Below are 19,841 nucleotides of genomic sequence, written 5' to 3' on the forward strand. Positions count from 1 at the left end.
GAGGCTTCTAGCGCGGGTCATTGCTGTCGAAGCTGCGTCTATCCGAGAACAGGAGAGAGCGCATTAACAGACAAGCAAGGGGGAATGCTCCATGGCGGAGGTGTTTCCTGCAGAGAGACTGCGCGGCAGGTTCAGCGGCGTCAACTTGGATGATCTGGTCGATTGGCGGGTGGTCCGAACCTGGCTTTATTTTGGCATGTTCTGGCTCCTCGTTACGCCTTCGATCGGCGTGGCGATCTCGGGTCTCTTCAACTATCCGGATTATCTTGGGACCAGTAATCTAGGGCTGACCTTTGGCCGGCTGCGGCCGGTTCATGTCAATGGTGTCATCTTCGGCGCCTTTTCCGCCCTCTTCATCGGCGAATGTCACTATCTGGTCCCGCGGCTCTGCGGCGTGCGGGTACCATGGGCACAATGGGGCGTACCGCTGGCATGGCTGTATAACATCAGCTTGGCGGCGGGGCTGATCTCGCTGCCTTTTGCGCAGAACCATGGTCTGGAGGCGGGCGAGCTCCCGCTCTTCGCCGAGATTCCCATCTTCATCGTCATCGCGGCGACGACGGCACAGTTCCTGCTTACCATCGCACAACGTCTCGAGGCGCCGCTCTATGTGGCGCTCTGGTATCTCATTGGGGCCTTCGTATGGACGACGATGAATCTCCTGTTGGGCAGCTTTATCCTCCCATACACGATTCCAGGCATTAACAGCGCTGCGTTCCACGGTCTCTATATCCATTACATTGTCGGACTATGGATCACGCCCGCAGGCTACGTGCTCATCTACTATTTCCTGCCGGTCAGTGTGCGCAATCCGCTCTATGCCCACCAATTGTCGCTGGTGGGCTTCTGGTCGCTCGCGCTGTTCTATCCCTTCGTCGGCATCCACCATTATCTGTATAGCCCGATCGCCGACTGGACCGAGACTCTCGCGATCATCACCTCCATGTTGCTGATCATTCCGGTTTGGACGGTGCTGGTGAACTTCTTCGGCACCGTGAAGGGGCGTTGGGATGGATTCGGGAAGAATCTCCCCGCGAAGTTCCTGATCATGGGCTCGCTGATGTATCTGGCGGGTTGCTTCCAGGGCTCGACCGAGGCGTTGCGCTCGATCCAGCAGCCCACCCATTTCACCGACTTTGTCATCTCACACTCGCACCTCACCGTTTTCGGCACGTTCGTGGTCTGGGCGATGGGCGGACTGATTTACGTGTGGCCGCGCGCGTTCAAACGCGAGCTTTGGTCATGGACCCTTGGCAACTGGTCGTTCTGGCTGATCACCGTCGGTATTTCCACCATGGGTCTGGTGCTGACCGCTGGAGGTCTGCAGCAAGGCTTCGAATGGATGAATGGCACCGAGTGGCTCGACACGGTGGTCCGGATGAAAGCCTATTGGCTGGTGCGTACCCTCAGCGGCATCACGATGGACCTCGGCATGTCCCTGCTCGTCTTCAATCTTATGATGACCGCGCTCAGTCGACCGGCCGAGGAAAGAGAGCCCATCGCAGCCCCAGGTGCAGCCCCGATTCCCGCTGGAGGGCCAGCTGAATGAGTGCGCGCTTTGTCGCTCTGGTAGCCGGGGTTTTCTTCTTCTTCCTCGCCGTGGTCACCCAGGGCATCCTACCCTTTATTGAGCCGACGGCGCGGACGACCGACGTGACCGCCGTGGTCCGCACCGATTTTGGTCAGCTCAAATGGATGGTGACCGATGCCACTGATTATACGCCGCTGCAGCAGCTCGGTCGCCAAGTGTATCTGCGCGAGGGGTGTTGGTACTGCCATTCGCAATACGTGCGTCCGGTGACCGGCGAGACGCGCCGTTGGGGTCCGGTCTCCGAAGCAGGCGAATACGCCTTCGATGTGCCTCACCTATGGGGCACCCGGCGTATTGGGCCGGATCTGACGCGGGTCGGGCTCAAGTTCAGCGACGAATGGCATCTCGCGCATTTCTGGAATCCGCGAATGCTCTCACCGGATTCGAATATGGCGCCTTTTCGGGGACTGTTCGACACATCGGCAGAACAGGTCAAGATTGTCGATGACGGAGCTGGTAATCGCAGCCTGGAACGAACGCCCGTTACTGAGAAGCTCTTCGCATTCGCAAGCAAGGAGCAGGTCAAGCTCACCCCGAACGCCGATGGTCTTCTGTTCGTGCCCATGGCGGCGCGCGGCAAGGCTCCGATCATTTGGACACCGAACAAGGAATATACCGGAGACACCGTCAACATTGCTGCCGAGACAGAAGCGCTGCAGGGGCTCATCGCTTATCTTCAAAAACTTGGCATGAATCGCGGCAAGTGGCGGGACCTGTTTGAGCCGCAAAAGCTCGAAGTTACGGATGCTACGGTGCCGCGATCGAGCGAATGGATCGCCTACGGCAAAGAGGTCTATCAGCGGCGATGCCTCGGCTGCCACGGGGAGAGCGGCGACGGCAATGGACCGGCTGCAACCTTTATGTACAAGCAGCGCCCGCGAAGCTTCGCGGCGGCGGTTTTCAAGTTCAGGCTGACCAAGGAGCCGTTGCCAACCGACGGCGACCTTCTGCGCACCATTACACGCGGCATTCGGGGCACGGCGATGCCGGCCTGGCACGAGCTGCATATAATCGACCGCCTCGCCGTCATTCAGTACATCAAGTATGAACTGGCGGTCGACCGTTCAGACCCCGCAAAGCCCTATGCCTATTTCAAGGAAGAACCGCCAGGTCCTCCCCTGTATATCGGGCGGCCGCCTGTTCCGTCTGAGCAGATGCTCACTCGCGCCAAGGATGTGTGGCAGAGTGCAAAGTGTTGGGAGTGCCATGGTCAAACCGGGAAGGGTGATGGCGAAAAGGCTCCCGGGCTGAAGGACGATCTGGGCTTTCCAAGCCCGCCCGCGGACCTTACCGCCGGTCAATTCAAGTCGGGTCCTACCGTTGAGGACATCTTTCGCACTATGACGACCGGGTTGAGTGGCACGCCCATGCCATCCTACCGAGATCCGCTGTCGGAAGAGGACCGCTGGGCGCTCTCCTACTACGTGCTTGCGCTGTCGGCCTACAAGGATCCGCTGTCGGGTGAACCGCTCCCGATCGCCCCCAGTGATCGCAGGGCGCTCAACGATCCCGCGCTCGAGGCGGATACGCCGGACAAAGCCTACGTTCCAAGCAGCCGTACCGCGAGCCGCGCCCGCGTCCTTGCCGGCCGCAGCGGGAATGGTGCGGTCGAACAACGGGCCGCCAAGGAGTAAAGAGCGATGACCATCTATTTCGAGATCGTCGGCCCCTACATTGCAGCCTTGATGATGAGTCTCGGTGCGCTCTGCGTCTTCATTTGGGGCGTGCTCTCGGGCGCCTTCAGCGGCGCCAACGATGCATCCATCCGGTTCGTGCAGAGGGAGGTCGGCGATGACGGATCCGACGCGAACGCCAAGCACGAAGGCGAGTAACAGCTCGCCTGCCGAGAACGAGGAGATGGAGGAGTATGCCGGCGGCACTATTGAGTCTCGCCACGGCTACATTCCCATCTGGCTGCTGGTTGTCTATGCCGTCCTCTTCATCTGGGCGCTTTACTACCTCGTGGTCTATTGGGGTGGGCTGGGACCGGGACGCATCTAGCGATCGCGGCTCACGTGCAAGCTGGTGACTGACTGATTCCGATTCGAATAAAGGAGCGGGAATTGCCGGTTCAGAAGGAGCAGAAGGTGCTGGTAGCCAGGATCATTCTCGCCCTCGTGGCCTTGAACCTGCTGTTCCTGTTCACCGAGTTAGCCATAAACGTAGTCCGTGTCTATTTCGGCTGACCAGGAGGGCGCGCATGATCGAGAATCCGGTTTTTTCGCTCGCCGATGCGAGTGCGATCCAGATCATCGCGTTAGTCGGCTTCGCGATAGCCACGGTCGCCTTCTTCGTTTGGGTCGCCTATCTCGTGCGTGGGTAGCGGCGGCGGAGCGGTGCCGTCGCTGCACAAGCGTTGGACGGGCAGGGCAATCTGCCGATGAGCGCCTATCTCGTAATCTTCTTCGCAGGGTTCGCAGGTAGCTTTCACTGCATCGGTATGTGCGGCGGGTTCGCTTGTGCGCTGGGCCGCGATCCGCAGGGACGTGGCGCGACAGTTCTGCGCCATCTGCTGTACAATACCGGTCGATTGACGACCTACTGCTTTCTCGGCGGACTCGCGGGCGCCCTCGGTCAGGTCATATGCACGCCGCAGGGAACGACAGTCCCGCTACTGAGCGGTTCGCTTGACACCGGTCAGCGGATTCTCGCGATCCTCGCCGGACTGCTGATGATCGCCATGGCGCTGCAGTTCTTTGGCCTGCTGCCGCGCCTGCATCGCATCACGACCAACTCGGGTCTGGGTACCCTCGCGGCATCCCTGCGCAGCCTGTTGACGGCGCCGGGACACGCCGCCCCGCTTGCGTTTGGCGTATTCAACGGCTTCCTGCCTTGTCCGCTGGTTTACGCCTTTGCCGCCCAAGCGGCGAGCACGGCCGGAGTATTGTACGGCCTTCTTACCATGGCCGCGTTTGGGCTCGGGACCTTCCCCGCGTTGCTGCTGACGGGCGGCGTCGGCCGAGCACTTGCGCCGGCGTGGCGGCAACGTGGCGTGTGGCTGGCCGGCAGCTGCATTTTGCTGCTTGGTCTCGTCACCGTCGGCCGCGGTGTCCTGCCTTTCGCCGCGCACTTCGCGCATGGTTGGCTAGGAGGATATCCCGCATGACGGCACATAACCGTGCGCTGTGCAGCCATTGCCTGTTACCCATCGGGCGGCGGGCGATGCGGCGCACCGTGAACGGTGAGGCTTGCGCATTCTGCTGCTACGGCTGCTGTATCGCCTACCAGGTCAAGAACGGGCAAAACGAGGAGTGGGAGGCCGCCTGGCTGTTGATCCGGCTGGGTGTCGGCGGCTTTCTCTCCATGAATATCATGCTGTTCAGCCTGCTCCTGTATGCCGGCGCCTTCAGCGGCGCGGATGCCGATATGCTTCCCTGGATTCATCTCCTGCTCTGGCTGTTCGCCACGCCCGCGGTGATCATTCTCGGCGGACCGTTTCTGCGCGAGACATGGCTCAACGGCAAGGAGGGACGCCTGACCTCCTCGGCGTTGATCGTCCTCGGCGTCGGCGCCGCCTATCTCTATTCCGCCTTCGCCGTCATCGAGCGCGCCCCCAATGTCTATTTCGACACCGCAAGCATGGTGCTGATGCTGTTCACCGTGGGCTACTATCTTGATGCCGTCGCGCGCGCACGGGCGGCGCGTGACCTGCAGCCGCTATTGGCGGCGGAGAGCGAGTGGGCAACCGTCGTTGATGGCGACGGAGAGTATCGCCGGCCGGTGCGCGAGGTCGGCGCCGGTACGTTGGTGCGGATTCGGCCGGGGGAGCGCATCCCCGTCGATGGCGTGGTCAAAGAGGGCGAATCGCACACCGACGAGGCCCTGATCACAGGCGAAAGCCGGCAGATCACCAAGGACGTCGGATCGCAAGTGATCGCCGGTAGTCACAATCTTGACGGCCCGCTCCTCATCGAAAGCAGCGGCGCGGCAAATGCGACGCGCTGGGCGCAGATCTGTCGATCGGTGCGCGATGCGCTCACTTGCCGCAGCCCAAGCCAGCGCCTTGCCGACAGCATCGTCGCCGTATTCGTACCGATCATTCTCATGCTGGGGGTTGGAGCGTCGGCGTACTGGGCACGGCGCCTGGCGTTTGACCGCGCCTTGTTGATCGGCCTTGCGGTACTGGTGGTGGCCTGTCCGTGCGCGGTGGGACTGGCGGCACCGATGGCCACGTCGCTGGGTATCGGACGACTGGCCCGCCGCGGCTGCATCGTGCGCGACCCTGCCGCGCTCGAGGCGCTTGCGCGCATCCGGCTGATCGCCTTCGATAAGACCGGCACGCTCACGTCGGGCAAGGCGCGCGTTGTCGCCATTGAAACCGACGGCACCAGCGCCGACGCTGCGCTCGCGCATGCCGCGGGGCTGGAACGCCATTCCGAGCACGGCCTGGCCCGCGCCGTCGTCGCCGCCGCTGCGGCGCGTGGACTCGAGCCGATCGTCAGCCGCGACGTTCGGGTCGTGCCGGGACGCGGCATCCGCGGCAACTCGGACGGGCAGACCGTGGCGGCCGGCAGCGCGATCTTGATGCGGGAGTTGGGTTGGCCGCTGGCCTGCGGTCTGGCCGAGCGCGGGCGATTGCGCGAAGCGACTGGCCACTCGGTGATCTATGTCGGCTGGGGCGAGCGGGTGCGTGCCGTGCTCTCGCTCGACGATACGCCGATCCCAGAGGCGCGCGCGACGGTCGAAGCTTTGCGTCGCCGCAAGGTGCTCGCGATACTGTTGACCGGCGACCTTCCGGTGGCCGCGCAGCGAATTGCCGCAGCAGTCGGGATCGAGAGCGACGATATCGAGGCGGGCCTACTGCCCGCTGCCAAGCGTGCGGCGCTGGAACGGCGACGGCGAAACCATGGCATGGTCGCGATGGTCGGTGATGGCCTTAATGACGCGCCGGTGTTGGCCGGAGCCGATGTGGGGATTGCCGTTGGTTCGGCGACTGACCTCGCCCGCGAGGCCGCCGCGGTCGTGCTTCCTCCGCGAGGGCTATGGATGCTGCCGTGGGTGATCGACGTCGCTCGCGCCGTTCGCGCGACTATACTCACCAACCTGGCGTGGGCGTTCGGTTATAATCTCATCGCCGTGGGTCTGGCGATGGCCGGATTACTCCTGCCGGTGTGGGCAGCGGCAGTGATGGCAGGCTCAAGCATTGTCGTCGTACTGAATTCGCTGCGGCTGGAGCGGCTGCCTGAACCAGCTCCATTCGCCGCGGCGGAGAGCGCTCCTCCACCTCGCAGCACCGCCGTTCCGGTCAATAGTGAAGTTCTCCAAGCGGGTTGACACTTCGGAAGCGGGAGCTAGCCGAACGTGTCGCGCGTAAAGGCAGCGTACCAGCTTTGCGCCTCGCGTGCGGTCCGGTGGCGGGTTTCGACGCTTTCCTGCACTTGGCTGACGAAGTTGTCGATGATCTTGATCGTTCCGGCCGCGGGCTTGAAGCTGACAGCATTGCTCACCGCGTCGTCGCGACTAAGAAAAGTATAGCAAGTGTTGAACAAATGAGGCGGTTGGCGCTCGGACGTGGTCAGCGCCGCGGTGATGGCAAACGCGCAAGCCTTGGCCTGGCTATTCGCAACGAACGCCGATTTCGGCATGTCGCCGGCACTGCTCGCATCGCCCACCACATGGATTCCCGGCTGTAGCTTCGATTCGAACGTTATGGGATCGATCGGGCACCAGCCAGATTGATCCACGAGGCCGTTTTGCTGCGCGAACTGGCCGGCCATTTGCGGGGGTATGATATTTGCGACCGCGGCCTTGAATGTCTCGCTCGCAGTCTTGACGGATCGCTCCTTCACGTCGATGGCCTTTATTCCACCGGTGAATTGGGCAGGCAGCCATTCGATCATACCCCGATAGTGTCGCTCCCAGGCATCCAGAAATAGATCCTGTGAATTGAAGCTATCTTTCGCATCGAGGATCAGGATCCTCGAGCGCGGTTTATGTTGTTTGAAATAATAAGCAACCAGAGAGGCACGTTCGTATGGGGCGGGCGGGCAGCGAAACGGGTTAGGGGGCGCAACGAGCACGAAGACGCCGCCGTCCTCCATGTTTTCGAGTTGCCGTCTCAGAAGCTGCGTCTGTGGGCCTGCGCTCCAGGCGTGCGGGATGATCTGAGTTGCTGCCTCGTCATACCCTGCGAGGGCGTCGTAGTTGAAAGCGATGCCGGGGGCAACGACGACGCGGTCGTAAGGCAATTTTGGACCATTCTTGAGCCCGACGGTTTTTCCGACCGGATCAACCGCTGTCACGGAGTCATGAATGACATTGATGCCGTATCGTTGCGCGAGCGTCTCATAGCCATGCGTAAGCGACTCGAGCGAGCATAGCCCTGCGAGATAAAGGTTGCTGAAAAAGCAGGTGGTATAGCGCGGCTTTGGCTCAACCAGCGTGACCTCGATGGTTCGTGCGCTGGCGGCCAAGTACTTGGCGGCCGTGGCACCGCCGATGCCGCCACCGACGACGACAACCTTTGCCTTGGCCTCACCTGCAGCTAATCGAGGACCGAGCCCTGCGAGGACCATTGCTCCAGTCAAGCAGCCGAACTCTCGACGCGTCCGGGACTTCATGGCCTAACCTGCCTGCTCAGCGCTGCGAGATAGCGCGCCACGGTTGCGATTTCTTCATCACTGAGCGACAGGGCGATGGCGCGCATGATATGGCTCGGGCGCTCACGCGATCTGTACGAAAGCATTGCGCGGGTGAGCATCTCCGGACTCATGCCGAGGACCGTCGGAACACCATCATCGCCGCCATCCAGACGATGGCAGGACGCGCACATCGCTGCGAGTTGGGCTCCACCATCGCGATCCGCCGCCAGGCTGGGATCGGCGAAAGCAAAGAACGTACCTACAGCAATGGAAGCGGCGATGATTTTGCACATGCTGAGACCGGCTCCACCCCCGTGTCTGCGATCGCCGATACCTTTGTTCATGGCGTGAAAAGGAGCATGGCAACATCACTACAACACCATTAGGCGACAGTGAGCTGGTGCTCCAATACATAGATGCCGCCGCCATCCTCCTCCCAAACGAACTCGAGCCGGCCACTCTCTGTCGCGCGTAAGTAGAATTCGATAAACGGATTCGCCGCCATGGCTTCGTGGAGATCGACGCTGAACACCATGACGCCATTGTGGCGACAGATGAACCTGTTGACGATCTTGCGCGGGATGGCATTCCCTTTGTCATCGTGTCGCAGCCCGGTCTCCATCGGATGGCTGATCAGGGTCTTGACCGGAAACACTTCACCGTTCGCGACGGCGTTTGGCACGTGCACACGGGGCACCGGAGTGAACATTCCGCACCTCCTTCCGTCACTTGCATCCGTTGGTGGCGACCTCGACCCAGGTTTCGGTCATCAGCAACGTACCGTCGTTCATCTCCGCCACCGCCAGGACGTATTGCGGTTCGGCAAGGCGAATACGCGTCGATACGCGGGGCTCGCTGCGTTGCGGGAGGAAATGAAAGGTGGCGACCTGAATTAGCGGGTTTCGTGGCGCCAGCACAGAAACGTGCCTGACGTGATCGGCTTCCGTCATGGGACTATCGATCGCGAGCGTAAGCGGCACCGTGTATCCATTCGGAAAGGTCCACGGCATCACCAGATGCAGACGATCGGATGCGGTCGGGGTTTTTCCGGTCAGTTGCTTGACGAGATCCACCGCGTAATCGTTCGGGGGCGGTGATAAGGCGCGAGCGGCGCTTGCAAAGCCGGTGCTCCCCGCAACGGCGGCGGTCAAGACGGTTCGGCGCGTAACGCCAAGTGGTTTTGTCTTCAACGCGAGATCCTCGCTACCGACAGGCGGAACTCTCCAAGCGGGCGCTCGATATTTCTAACGTTAAAATCTTACCATGGGTGCTCTCACAAGACGACTCCTCCTCCTCGCGGGGGCTGCGACCGTAGGCGCGGCCGAGGGGGCCGGTGTGCGCGATCGCGATCGGCTCAGAATTCCATGTCGCCGCGATGGTGGTCGTGGTCATGGCCCGGCAAAGGTGGAGGCGGCGGCGTCGGCAACTCGGCAACCATGGCCTCAGTGGTGATGATTAGGCCGGCGACCGAGACCGCGTCCTGCAGCGCGGTGCGCACCACCTTGGTTGGATCGATGATGCCCTTGGAGACCAGGTCGCCGTACTCGCAGGTCTGGGCATCATAACCCCAGTTGTACTGCTCCTTCTCCAGGATCTTGCCGATCACGACCGAGGCGTCGTCGCCGGCGTTCAGTGCTATCTGGCGCGCCGGCCAGCTGATTGCCTTCCTGACGATGTCAACGCCGTGCTTCTGGTCCTCGTTGGCTGGCTTCACCCGGGCGAGCACCTTGGCGGCGCGCAGCAGCGCGACGCCGCCACCCGGCAAAATGCCTTCTTCGACCGCGGCACGGGTCGCATGCATCGCGTCGTCGACACGATCCTTGCGCTCCCTCGCGTCGATCTCGGTGGCTCCCCCGACATGGATCACCGCCACGCCGCCGGCCAGCTTGGCAAGCCGCTCCTCTAGCTTCTCGCGGTCATAGTCGGAGGTGGTCTCCGCGATCTGCTGCTTGATCTGGTTGATGCGGGCCTCGATGTCCGCCTTCTTGCCGGCGCCGCCGACGATCGTGGTGCTCTCCTTGTCGATCATTGCCGTTCTGGCGCGGCCGAGCATGTCGAGCGTGGCGTTCTCAAGCTTCATGCCGAGATCTTCCAAGATCGCGGTGCCACCGGTAAGGATGGCGACGTCTTGCAGCATCGCCTTGCGGCGATCGCCAAAGCCGGGCGCTTTCACCGCCGCGACCTTGAGGCCGCCGCGCAGCTTGTTGACCACGAGGGTCGCGAGTGCTTCGCCTTCGACCTCCTCGGCGATAATGAGCAGCGGCTTACCCGTCTGCGCCAGGGCTTCCAACAGTGGCAGCAGTTCCCGCAAGTCCGAGAGCTTCTTCTCATATGCGAGGACGTAGGGATTCTCCATCTCCACACGCATCTTGTCGGCATTGGTGATGAAGTAGGGTGAGAGATAACCCCGATCGAACTGCATGCCCTCGACTACGTCGAGCTCAGTCTCAAGCGACTTCGCTTCTTCGGCCGTGATCACGCCCTCATTGCCTACCTTTTTCATGGCCTCGGCGAGCAACCCGCCGATTTCTGCATCGCCATTGGCGGAGATGGTGCCGATCTGCGCGATCTCGTCGTTGGAGGTGATCTTCTTCGAGTTCTTCTTGAGATCCTCGACGACAGCCTCGGCCGCAAGGTCGATGCCGCGCTTCAAATCCATCGGATTCATGCCGGCGGCGACTGCCTTGGTGCCTTCGCGAACGAGAGAAGCCGCAAGTACGATTGCAGTGGTTGTGCCGTCACCGGCGACATAAGAGGTCTTGCTCGCGACCTCGCGCACGAGGCGCGCCCCCATGTTCTCGAACTTGTTCTCGAGCTCGATATCTCCGGCGACCGTCACACCGTCCTTGGTAATGCGGGGTGCGCCAAACGACTTTTCCATTACCACGTTGCGGCCCTTGGGCCCGAGCGTCACCTGCACCGCGTTGGCGAGAATGTTGACACCGCGCAGCATGCTTTCACGCGCCCTGCCGGAAAATGCGATTTGCTTCCCTACCATGGATGGTTCCCGATTTGATCAGGTGACCTCGCGGGCGCCGCGGGCGTATAAGTCCGAATTTGCGGTCCTCCCTTTTTGCTTGTCCGTACGACAGAGACCCTCGGAGCGTGCACGTGCGGCGCGCTTGCGCTGGTGATTTCAACCCACACGATTTCAGGCCGTCTAATGTTTTAAGCTAGCGGCCAAAAAGCCAATCAAATTGCTTTGCCGCGGCATTAAGAATATCTTATCGGGGTGATCACGACCCGGCAGCTATGTTATCTTGATGCGCTTGCCCGTCATCAGCATTTCGGACGAGCCGCGGCGGAGTGTTGTGTCAGCCAGCCTGCTCTTTCAATGCAGATCCACGAACTGGAAGGGCTTCTCGGCATAGAGTTGATCGAGCGGCGCCCGGGTGCGCCGATGTTCACCGAACTTGGCATCGAGATTGCGCAACGCGCCGGAGTGATCCTTGGTGCAGTGCGCGATCTGACAGACCTGGCTCAACACAGAGCCAAGGTGCTGAGCGGAACGTTGCGCCTTGGCGTCATCCCGACGCTGGCGCCGTATATATTGCCGCGGTTGCTGCCGCAACTGGAGCTCGGGTATCCCGACCTGCGCCTTGATTTGGTGGAAGCACAGACTAAGGTGCTGCTCGCTGATCTCGAGCGTGGCGCTCTCGAAGTATTGTTGTTGGCGTTACCGCTCAAGGCGGCCGCGGTTGAAGTTTTCCATCTCATGAGAGACCGCTTCCTCTTTGCTGTACCCGCCCACGACCCTCTTCCGGAAACGGCGCGCGTGACGCCCGGCGACGTGAAGAAGCGTAAGCTCATTCTGCTGGAAGAAGGCCATTGTCTGCGGGATCAGGCGCTCGACTATTGTGCCAAGGGGCGTTGGACCGTGGCCTCGAGCCTCAGTGCAACGAGCCTTGCAACGGTCATGCAAATGGTGGCAAGCGGATACGGCGCCACGCTAGTTCCGGAAGTCGCGGCCGATGCCGAGTTGCGGGACGACCGAGTGAAGCTCCTCCGTTTTGTCGAACCGCAACCCGGCCGTAGTATCGGGCTGGCGTGGCGCCGGACGTCTCCACGCAAGGTCGATTTCCTGGCGCTTGGTCAGATGGTGAAGAACGCGCTGAAGGCACCCGCCTGGCCGCAATGTATCCGCCACGAACGCACCGCTCGACGAACGGAAATCTAGTGGTGCTGATTTAACCAATGGGGGGCGTTCGAGACTCTGGCAGCTTACGAAGATGCAAAACTGCAAGATGCGCAAGGGCATCGTGGTCTGGTGAAGGCTACGACTGCGGATCGCAAGCGGCTTCCAACGATCGTAGCCCGCCGCAGAAGCGACTAACTCACCTTTCTCCAACTCGCACAACAGGGCCACGACTGCGTGCTAATCTTTCGCGCCCTAGGTAATCTTGTAGTTTCACCGATATATACGTGTTCGCAGTTTTCATTCTGTATGACCACTAGCCCGGTTAAGCAGCCCGGCGATAGGAAAACAGTGCTTCTGCGATAGTGGGGCGTCGCGATGTAGCGCTCTACCGTCTCGAACCCCCAGCTTAAACGCGGATATCTGCGCCGTGATGGTTACGCGTCATAAGTCGATTTTGCACGCGCGATGTCGATATCACGAGGTTGGGCGTTGTTTGCTGAAGCTAGCTCAAACTTGCTCATGACGGGTTGGAATATCCGATCAGTGCGACATCAATGTGGGTTTGGTCATCGAGGCAAGCATACCACGTGTCGTTCCGCCAAGAATAAACTCCCGCAGCCGGGAATGCCCGTACCCGCCCATGACGATGAGGTCGGCACCTGTATCGGCTGCATATGACAGGATTGCATTGGAAACATCGATCTTGCTGACGGGAATGCGCTCAATCGTGGCGTTTACTCCGTGACGGGTCAAGTGGGTCGCGATGTCCGCACCCGGACGGTCTGCGCTTTTGGCGCTCTGGGTGTCCGCAACAACAATACTCGTCGTGCCCGATCGGGTAAGAAACGGCATGGCATCGGCGACCGCTCGGGCGGCTGCCCGGCTGCCATCCCAGCACACCATGATATGATCGAGTTTGAGGCGATCCTTCTGAATAAAAGGTACGATGAGCACCGGTCTTCCGGATTCGAACAGCGCTGCCTCAAGGACGATATTCGTGGTTCGATGATCCCGGTCCCCTTCAAATTGGCCAATGACGGAAAGATCGAATCGTCTTGCGATATGCGCAAACTGGGTTGGTACGTCGCCGACGTCAGCTTGAATTCTGCGCGTTTCAGCTGAAACGCCGGCGCGACGCGTCGCCTCGTCAAACGCGGTGGCCACGGACTCTGCGCGTTCTTGAGCTTCAGCTTGCTGGGCTCGAATAAAGTTAGCCGACAGGTCAACGCCACCGACCACTGCCGGATAGAAGGCGGTCCCCATGATGTGTGCGCCGAATGTTTCCGCAACCGATAAGGCGTAGTTGGAAACGCCATCTTGCGATGCCCCGTAAGACAGGTTGACAAGAATATCCTTGATCATGCGTCTGCCTCCAGTTAGGTGATCGCCTCCCTTTCTGTTGAAATAATATAGTAGTGGCTTTCGGCAGTCCTAGTGCCAGCTCCTATCGTTCACGGTCGACTCGGTAAGGGCACTGGCGCGAAAGCGTCAGATAACAGCGAGGCTCCGCAAAGGGCCACCACTTCAAGGCTCCTCTCTACCATCCTCCGTGTTTAGTTCTCGGTACACACACACCGGAAATCCGATCAGCCGAATGCGGTCCGCAGTTTTGGGACGACCTTCTCGGAATACAGGCGAAGAAACTTCTCCTGGTTGGGACCCGGTGCGTGGAAGCCGCAAATCTTTACCGCGCGGAAGCATAGCCAGACCGTCGTGCTCGGCTCGCTCTGGCGCGCCCGCAGAAGCCCGGCGCCCGCGTTGGGTTGCAGGCGATCCGCCGCGGCAGGACCCGGGAGCCGGAGCGAACATCAAGCGCGCCACCACAGCTAGAGGATCATGTGCCACTAGGCGGCGGGGTTCCGACCTTCCGCAAGGTGCGGCCATGGTCGTGGCAGCAACTTTCCGAGCTTTCATTGCCGGGAATGATGAGCGATAATCAATAAGCCGATCGCGGCAGGTAGGTGCGCGCTGCATGAATCGGTGCACGGAGATGGTAAAGGCCGATGCCTGAGCGGACGTACAGTCGAGACAGCGATATCGATGCCACAAGAGCAGGAGCTCGTTTGCCCGGCCTCGACATCGACATCATTCACCGGCAATCGCCGAATGGTGATTGGGAGCAGATGTCGATCAACCTGCGGGCAACACCGTCCTTCGAAGCGCTCGTGTCCTTGTTCGAGGCAGCTAACCCTTTCACGTTTTGGGTGCAGGCCACACGATTTATGTGGATGCCGTGGCTGCTCACGGCGCAGACGATGATGCTGCCGGCAGGCCGGCCGCGAACGCTCCCGAGCGCCGTCCACCCAGAGCGAAAGGCGCCGACGGCTAACGGTTAGCGAGCCAAAGGATCAGAGAAAGGGTCACGCTGACCAGCAGCGATGTTGCGAGCGGGATATAAACGCGGAAGTTGTCGCGCTCGATGACAATGTCGCCGGGCAACCGGCCCAAGCCGATCTTGTTGATCACTGGCCATAGCAGCCCAAGCGCAACGAGCGACAAGCCGAAGATGATGAGCAGACGCGAGATCGACATTGCGCCGAGCCTTCGATCACCGTGGGTGAGCCGATCGAGGGAGCGCAAGCGGGATTTGGCGTGCTGCTGTGACCGCGTCCGTCGCACGGCTCGGATGGGTCAGTATAGCGTTTTCGAGCGAATTGGACACACGCACTTGGGCAAGCTGACACCATGATTGCGCTGTTCACAGGATTTTGGGTTGAATGGCCCGTATATGGGTCAGATGAAGGGGCATGACGGAGAGTTGCGCCACAATGTCTAGCCGGGCCCGCCTACGGGCACGAGCACCCGCGGATATTGGTTCATTCTATTCCTGATCGGCGGAGACCGTAAGCCGAACCGTCGACAATCTCGGCCGCTGAGGTCCAAACTCTGCAACGCTCATTCGTCACGACCAGCGATGAGGGATAAAGTTCACGGCTCCTTGCAAATCGGCGGGGGTCGCGACGGCGGCGCCGGATGATTCTTCTTGTACTGAGCAAGGATTGGCTCGAGATCTCCTTTTGACCAAAATTTCGGAGAGCCGATCTCTTTCAAGCAGGATGCATTCCAATATAATCCCGGCGCGATGGCAATTGCCCAGCCGCAACGGCTTTGCCGATGGCGTCGATGTCGTGTGATTCAGGATAAATGTAGATCGTGGTCGGATTGTCTTTCAACATCGGGATGATTTGCCGGACGTCCGACGGTGACCAACTTGTGCAGCCATTGCTACGGCCTGCAGAGTAATCAACCAGCGTTCCAAACGGAACGTAACCATCGTGGTTTGCGTATGGGCTGTGTGGATCCTTTCGAAGACATACGCCCTTTAGCGAAACTGCTGCATGTCCGCCGATCGCGCGCTGCCTGGCATTTGCGGTCTCGCCTTCGCCGTCAAACTGAACGAAAGAGCGTACCAAAGCGGCGTCTTGCCTTGCCGAAACGCGGTAATATCCTTTGAAGGATGTTTTCGTTTCGGCCGTCACATACGCACCGCCGGTCGTCAGGTTGGAATCGATCGCGTTGCTGAAGTTCTTCGCGCACCGCCTCCCATTTGCAAAATCCACGATGCCCTTCAAATCGTGACCGCTGCCGTGACCCGCTGAAATTGCGCGGAACGACCGGTCGGCTTCGCAGATAATGTAAAACCGGCGCCCCAATATGCCTTCACTTGCATAGTTGGGCCGCGTGGCATCCATGGCGAAGTAGCAGAGACTTCTGACCGCGCCTTCACGCACTTTTTTCAGATAAAGCGCGCGAGCTCTCTCCAAGACCGCTCGTGCGATTTGACCATCGCGGTCGCCGACATGGGCCTGCAACCAAGCCGGTACGTCCGACGACTGCCCCATCGCAAGTGCCGGACCCGAACTGGACAAGGTGGTTATGAAACCGAGGCCGGCGATATTCAGAAGGTGTAATCTGGACCGCAACGGATCATCTCTCTTGTCGACTCATTGTGCACTTTGACGTGGATATCGCCACGTCCCGCAAAGACGTCCTCGCTTCAGAAGACTTCCTGTCTTTATCAATCGGAGCGATGACCATGGCTGTCGGATACCGTGCCTACTTCTCGTCATGAATCTGACCTGACCCGCCCACCGCCACAATGTTGAAGGGCCTCCCGCCGAGGGTAATTTCGCCGGCCTTCGTGAGGCTCATCGCGTCGACGAGCGAAACGACGCCTCTTGCCGGATCAGTGACCACGACCATGTCACTAGCGACTGCCAGCCGCGGGCGCGGATCATTCCAATCGCCATCCATGGAATAGGGCTCGGTCACTCGTAGCGATCCGTCAAGCTTTCCGGCGATAACGTCCAATCGATGCAATCGTCCATCTTCCGTGAAGACGTACGCGAATCTTGCGCGGACTGGATCGACGGTAAAATCCACCCGCCGCATTGGCAATGTCACGAGGCGGAAAGGTTCCGCGTCGGTGGGCTCCATCAGGACGACCTTGTCCGACCCGTAATTGCCAAGGAAGTATTGCAAGCCTCGTCCGCCAAGCATGGTAGTCGTCTTGCCGCTTGGCAGCGCGGCGGCGTAGGGAAGGTGCTTAACCTGCGGCGTGGACCCATCCATGCTGGCAACGAGAAGTCCGGTAGCGCAGCTGAAAACTAGGATGCTTCCTGATGTTGCTTCGCCGTGCAGGTCCGGGCACGAATGAATGCCGCCGATTTGCGCACCGGACTTGTCGACGATCTTGATGCCAATGGGCAATTCATCCGAGTTCTTGACGTTAGGCTCGGAAATGAGCGTGTGGCGATCATTCGCAACCGCTACCCCATGGTGAGGCATTCCCGGTGCGGTTTCGCGCAGAACAGACTTCGATTCCTGGATCATCCTTTCGGATGCGATTCGAGCGCGGCCCTCGCCATCGAAGAAGATCGCGATCTCACCACCATACTCGACCACGTGCGATGGCTGCTTGCCCGCAATCTCGACGCCAAGCAATCGCGGCGCCTTGACTTTGATGTCGCCGTGATCGCCATGATCTTCAAATGATATACCACTATCAATCGCTGTGACCAAGTCCGCGCCTCTCTGCACGGCAAGGACCGTCCGTCCGGTCTTGCTGCGGTAGAGACGAGCTGGCGCTTTGGTCGCAAAGGTTTCGATCTTCTCCTGCTTGGGGAGATCGACGACATGCACAATTGGCTCGGAATGATCGGAGACGAACAGGCGCCACGCCGTTTTCTCGGCAGCAAAAGCACCGCAGTTGAGGGCGATTGTCGTCAGAAGGACAACGATGGTGCCGGATTGAACTCTGGTCATCGGATATTTCCTCTCAAAGCAACATTCGCATTCCGAATAAGGCGCGTTCGATCAGGGGACATCAGGCACGATGGCTTTCCGAATTGTCGAGGCGTTGTGCTTCATCATGTCAACGTAGGTGGCCGCCGGCCCGTCGGGCCGGGACAGAGCATCGGAGTAGAGCTCTCCGCCGACCTTCGACCCTGTTTCCGCGGCAATTCGCTGCACGAGACGGGGATCGGTGATGTTCTCCACGAAGACCGCGGCGACCTTGTCCCGCTTGATCTGCCGGATGAGACTGGCGATGTCGGATGCTGCGGCCTCGGCGTCTGTTGAGAGGCCTTCTGGCGCAAGGAATGTCAAACCGTATTCGTGAGCGAAGTAGCCGAATGCCTCATGCGCGGTGATGACAACGCGCTTGTGGGGCGGGATGGGTGCGATCGTCGCTCTGATCTCGTCATGGAGTGCACTGAGAGTCGAATCGTAGGCTTTGGCATTTGTCTCATACGTCGTGCAGCCGGGTGGATCGATCGAACAGAACGCGTCTACGATATTTTTGACGTAGATCCGGGCATTCGGAACCGCTTGCCACGCGTGGGGATCATGGTCGCCATGGTGGTGATGAGGGCCAGACTGCCCGTGATGGTGCGCTTGCTCAGTGCTCTTGAGCGGCTGGACTCCTTTCGTAAGCTCGACAACCGGCGCCTTTGTTCGACTCGCTTCGATAAGGCGTCTCAAGAAGCCTTCGAACTGAAGGCCGTTGACGAGTACGATATCGGCGGCGGCAATCGTTCTGACGTCCGCGGGCTTGGGTTCGTAAACGTGGGCATCGCCGTTTGCTCCGACGAGTGAGCGAAGATCGATACGGTCTCCGCCGACATGACGCGCAAAGTCAGCAATAATCGAGAAGCTGGCGACCACATTGAGCTTCTTGGCCGACGCGGCACCAGCAGCAAGCGGTGATAGCGAGACGAGTCCCGCAAGCACGACCGTTCTTAACGTCTTGAGCATGAGCCGTCGTATTCTCGTTGTTTCAGGTGCTTGATGGCGGTGGCGCTGGACAGTTCTTGGCGAGGAATCGATCGCTGCGGTTGCCGACCGCACCCGGACGCTTTCCGATGATCGCTGGATTGGAGCCGCGCTCGCACGACCCCGGGACAGAGGTGACCGCATTGACGGCGCAGCTCAGATTGAAAAGGGCGAAACGAGGTATCCTCGCCAAAAGGCGCGCGGATTGACCGAACGCGGTGCCTACACTCCCTAATGATCGCGTCCATGCGGTGCTCGCCTCAGCCTGAATTGTTGCAGCGACTATGTAATGTTATAACATAACAATCACGTCGCGCGAAAAGGGGCGCAAGATCACTTCCGCGCGCAATCGCCCTAGATCTCTGTGTAGTCCAGGATCGTATGTTCTCCGGACCAGACCTTGTCTGCGTCGTAAATTCGCTCTCGGCGCTTGGACCTGAAGTCAATCCCAAGAATGATCTGGCCCATGGCCCTCTTTCTGCCGCCGAAGAATCGGGACGGAATAGAGACGGGGAGCAGGGGGGCCTCCCCTGTTTGGGACTTGGTCATGAACGATCCTGGGTGTAATGTTGTAACAGCACAATAACTGTTATACTGTTACACCGTCAAGGTGAACGGAATGCATCGCAATCCAGATCCGCGCGTAACTTGCGCGCACGAAGAGACGCATGGTCACCCCGTCGATGGCGATGCAGTTGAGTCTCGCGCCCGCTCGTACGCGGTATCGAAAGGGGTGCCGTTCACGCCGATGCGCCAAAGCGTGCTTGCCTTGCTTGCGGCGTCCGGAAAGCCGATGAGCGCCTACGAGATCGCAGAGAAAGTGAGCGATGCGCGAAAGCTCAAGGCCGTGCAGGTCTACCGTGCGCTCGAATTCCTGCAGGAGGCAGGGTGCGTCCATCGGCTGGCGTCCCGCTCGGCCTATTTCGCCTGCGATCATCTGCACGGAGAAGGCGAAACGGTAGTCTTCATGGTTTGCGCGCAATGTGGCGCGGTTCAGGAGGCGGCCTCCGAACTGGTGGCGCGCGGCTTGCGGGGCGCAGCGAAAACAGCCGGCTTCAGGCCCCGCCATCCGATGATCGAGGTGGAGGGCGAGTGTGCGGAATGCGCGGGTACGCCCGAACGCTGACCCCCATGGCTTGTGGCAGGATCGGCCAATCTCGCGGCTAGGCGCAAGGAGCATTGCCGGCGAGCAGCGGCAAGCGTCATACCCCGTCTCGGCTTCACTGCAGTTGTCGATAGCTTTGGCGACTCTCCGTAC

The 19,841-nt window shown here is 60.2% G+C and carries 20 protein-coding genes and 1 pseudogene; 11 read left to right on the top strand and 10 right to left on the bottom strand.

The annotated features are described in order from the left end of the window. Positions 1–91 precede the first annotated feature (91 nt). The 8 genes from V1290_RS32385 (at position 92) to V1290_RS32420 (ending at position 6,865) form a co-directional block, all read left to right on the top strand. Positions 92–1,549, top strand: a complete 1,458-nt coding sequence (locus V1290_RS32385) for a cbb3-type cytochrome c oxidase subunit I (RefSeq protein ID WP_334368109.1) — start codon at positions 92–94, stop codon at positions 1,547–1,549. Further along, positions 1,546–3,225 (top strand): cbb3-type cytochrome c oxidase subunit II, encoded by a 1,680-nt coding sequence (locus V1290_RS32390; protein ID WP_334368110.1) that lies wholly within the window; start codon positions 1,546–1,548, stop codon positions 3,223–3,225. Before V1290_RS32385 ends, V1290_RS32390 begins: the two co-directional genes overlap by 4 nt. Before the next feature lie 6 nt (positions 3,226–3,231). Next, positions 3,232–3,423, top strand: coding sequence for a hypothetical protein (locus tag V1290_RS32395; RefSeq protein ID WP_334368111.1), 192 nt, complete (start codon positions 3,232–3,234; stop codon positions 3,421–3,423). Then, complete coding sequence (locus V1290_RS32400) at positions 3,383–3,592, top strand: hypothetical protein (RefSeq protein ID WP_334368112.1); 210 nt, start codon at positions 3,383–3,385, stop codon at positions 3,590–3,592. Before V1290_RS32395 ends, V1290_RS32400 begins: the two co-directional genes overlap by 41 nt. A gap of 62 nt (positions 3,593–3,654) precedes the next feature. Further along, a complete protein-coding gene (locus V1290_RS32405) occupies positions 3,655–3,777 on the top strand; it encodes a hypothetical protein (RefSeq protein WP_334359519.1) in 123 nt (40 codons plus the stop codon). 14 nt (positions 3,778–3,791) lie between these two features. After that, positions 3,792–3,914 (top strand): hypothetical protein, encoded by a 123-nt coding sequence (locus V1290_RS32410; protein ID WP_334359520.1) that lies wholly within the window; start codon positions 3,792–3,794, stop codon positions 3,912–3,914. A 57-nt stretch (positions 3,915–3,971) separates the two neighbouring features. Further along, positions 3,972–4,697: a sulfite exporter TauE/SafE family protein gene (locus V1290_RS32415; protein ID WP_334368113.1), complete on the top strand. Its 726-nt coding sequence runs from the start codon at positions 3,972–3,974 to the stop codon at positions 4,695–4,697. Continuing rightward, complete coding sequence (locus V1290_RS32420) at positions 4,694–6,865, top strand: heavy metal translocating P-type ATPase (protein ID WP_334368114.1); 2,172 nt, start codon at positions 4,694–4,696, stop codon at positions 6,863–6,865. Before V1290_RS32415 ends, V1290_RS32420 begins: the two co-directional genes overlap by 4 nt. Before the next feature lie 17 nt (positions 6,866–6,882). Here the strand turns inward: V1290_RS32420 and V1290_RS32425 are convergent, their stop codons facing one another. The 5 genes from V1290_RS32425 to groL all read right to left on the bottom strand — a co-directional run bounded on the left by V1290_RS32425 (position 6,883) and on the right by groL (position 11,170). Further along, on the bottom strand, positions 6,883–8,151 hold the full coding sequence (locus V1290_RS32425; protein ID WP_334368115.1) for an NAD(P)/FAD-dependent oxidoreductase: 1,269 nt from the start codon (positions 8,149–8,151) through the stop codon (positions 6,883–6,885). After that, positions 8,148–8,465: a c-type cytochrome gene (locus V1290_RS32430; RefSeq protein ID WP_334368116.1), complete on the bottom strand. Its 318-nt coding sequence runs from the start codon at positions 8,463–8,465 to the stop codon at positions 8,148–8,150. Before V1290_RS32430 ends, V1290_RS32425 begins: the two co-directional genes overlap by 4 nt. Before the next feature lie 89 nt (positions 8,466–8,554). After that, complete coding sequence (soxZ, locus tag V1290_RS32435; protein ID WP_334368117.1) at positions 8,555–8,881, bottom strand: thiosulfate oxidation carrier complex protein SoxZ; 327 nt, start codon at positions 8,879–8,881, stop codon at positions 8,555–8,557. Positions 8,882–8,897: 16 nt separating this feature from the next. Next, positions 8,898–9,362 carry a thiosulfate oxidation carrier protein SoxY gene (locus V1290_RS32440; RefSeq protein WP_334368118.1) on the bottom strand — a complete coding sequence of 155 codons (465 nt, stop codon included), beginning with the start codon at positions 9,360–9,362 and terminating at the stop codon, positions 8,898–8,900. 164 nt (positions 9,363–9,526) lie between these two features. Beyond that, complete coding sequence (gene groL / locus V1290_RS32445; protein WP_334368119.1) at positions 9,527–11,170, bottom strand: chaperonin GroEL; 1,644 nt, start codon at positions 11,168–11,170, stop codon at positions 9,527–9,529. Positions 11,171–11,404: 234 nt separating this feature from the next. Here groL and V1290_RS32450 point away from each other — a divergent pair, with 234 nt between their 5' ends. Further along, a complete protein-coding gene (locus V1290_RS32450; protein ID WP_334368120.1) occupies positions 11,405–12,349 on the top strand; it encodes a LysR substrate-binding domain-containing protein in 945 nt (314 codons plus the stop codon). 501 nt (positions 12,350–12,850) lie between these two features. On the opposite strand, the gene V1290_RS32455 is transcribed toward V1290_RS32450, so the two are convergent. Further along, positions 12,851–13,672 carry a universal stress protein gene (locus tag V1290_RS32455; protein ID WP_334368121.1) on the bottom strand — a complete coding sequence of 274 codons (822 nt, stop codon included), beginning with the start codon at positions 13,670–13,672 and terminating at the stop codon, positions 12,851–12,853. Positions 13,673–14,373: 701 nt separating this feature from the next. On the opposite strand from V1290_RS32455, the gene V1290_RS32460 reads away from it, so the two are divergent. Next, a complete protein-coding gene (locus V1290_RS32460) occupies positions 14,374–14,646 on the top strand; it encodes a hypothetical protein (RefSeq protein ID WP_334368122.1) in 273 nt (90 codons plus the stop codon). On the opposite strand, the gene V1290_RS32465 is transcribed toward V1290_RS32460, so the two are convergent. From V1290_RS32465 to aztC, 4 genes and pseudogenes are all read right to left on the bottom strand, one after another. Beyond that, positions 14,636–14,842, bottom strand: a complete 207-nt coding sequence (locus V1290_RS32465; protein ID WP_442894088.1) for a DUF2905 domain-containing protein — start codon at positions 14,840–14,842, stop codon at positions 14,636–14,638. The genes V1290_RS32460 and V1290_RS32465 overlap by 11 nt on opposite strands. 396 nt (positions 14,843–15,238) lie before the next feature. Continuing rightward, positions 15,239–16,233 (bottom strand): annotated as a pseudogene (locus tag V1290_RS32470) (hypothetical protein). A 133-nt stretch (positions 16,234–16,366) separates the two neighbouring features. Then, positions 16,367–17,575 carry a hypothetical protein gene (locus tag V1290_RS32475; protein ID WP_334368123.1) on the bottom strand — a complete coding sequence of 403 codons (1,209 nt, stop codon included), beginning with the start codon at positions 17,573–17,575 and terminating at the stop codon, positions 16,367–16,369. A gap of 51 nt (positions 17,576–17,626) precedes the next feature. Beyond that, on the bottom strand, positions 17,627–18,565 hold the full coding sequence (gene aztC, locus V1290_RS32480; RefSeq protein ID WP_334368124.1) for a zinc ABC transporter substrate-binding protein AztC: 939 nt from the start codon (positions 18,563–18,565) through the stop codon (positions 17,627–17,629). Positions 18,566–19,202: 637 nt separating this feature from the next. Between aztC and V1290_RS32485 the strand changes: the two genes are divergently transcribed. After that, on the top strand, positions 19,203–19,709 hold the full coding sequence (locus V1290_RS32485; protein WP_334368125.1) for a transcriptional repressor: 507 nt from the start codon (positions 19,203–19,205) through the stop codon (positions 19,707–19,709). Positions 19,710–19,841: the final 132 nt, after the last annotated feature.

It is taken from the genome of Bradyrhizobium sp. AZCC 1578 (assembly GCF_036924675.1).
Taxonomy (GTDB): domain Bacteria; phylum Pseudomonadota; class Alphaproteobacteria; order Rhizobiales; family Xanthobacteraceae; genus Bradyrhizobium.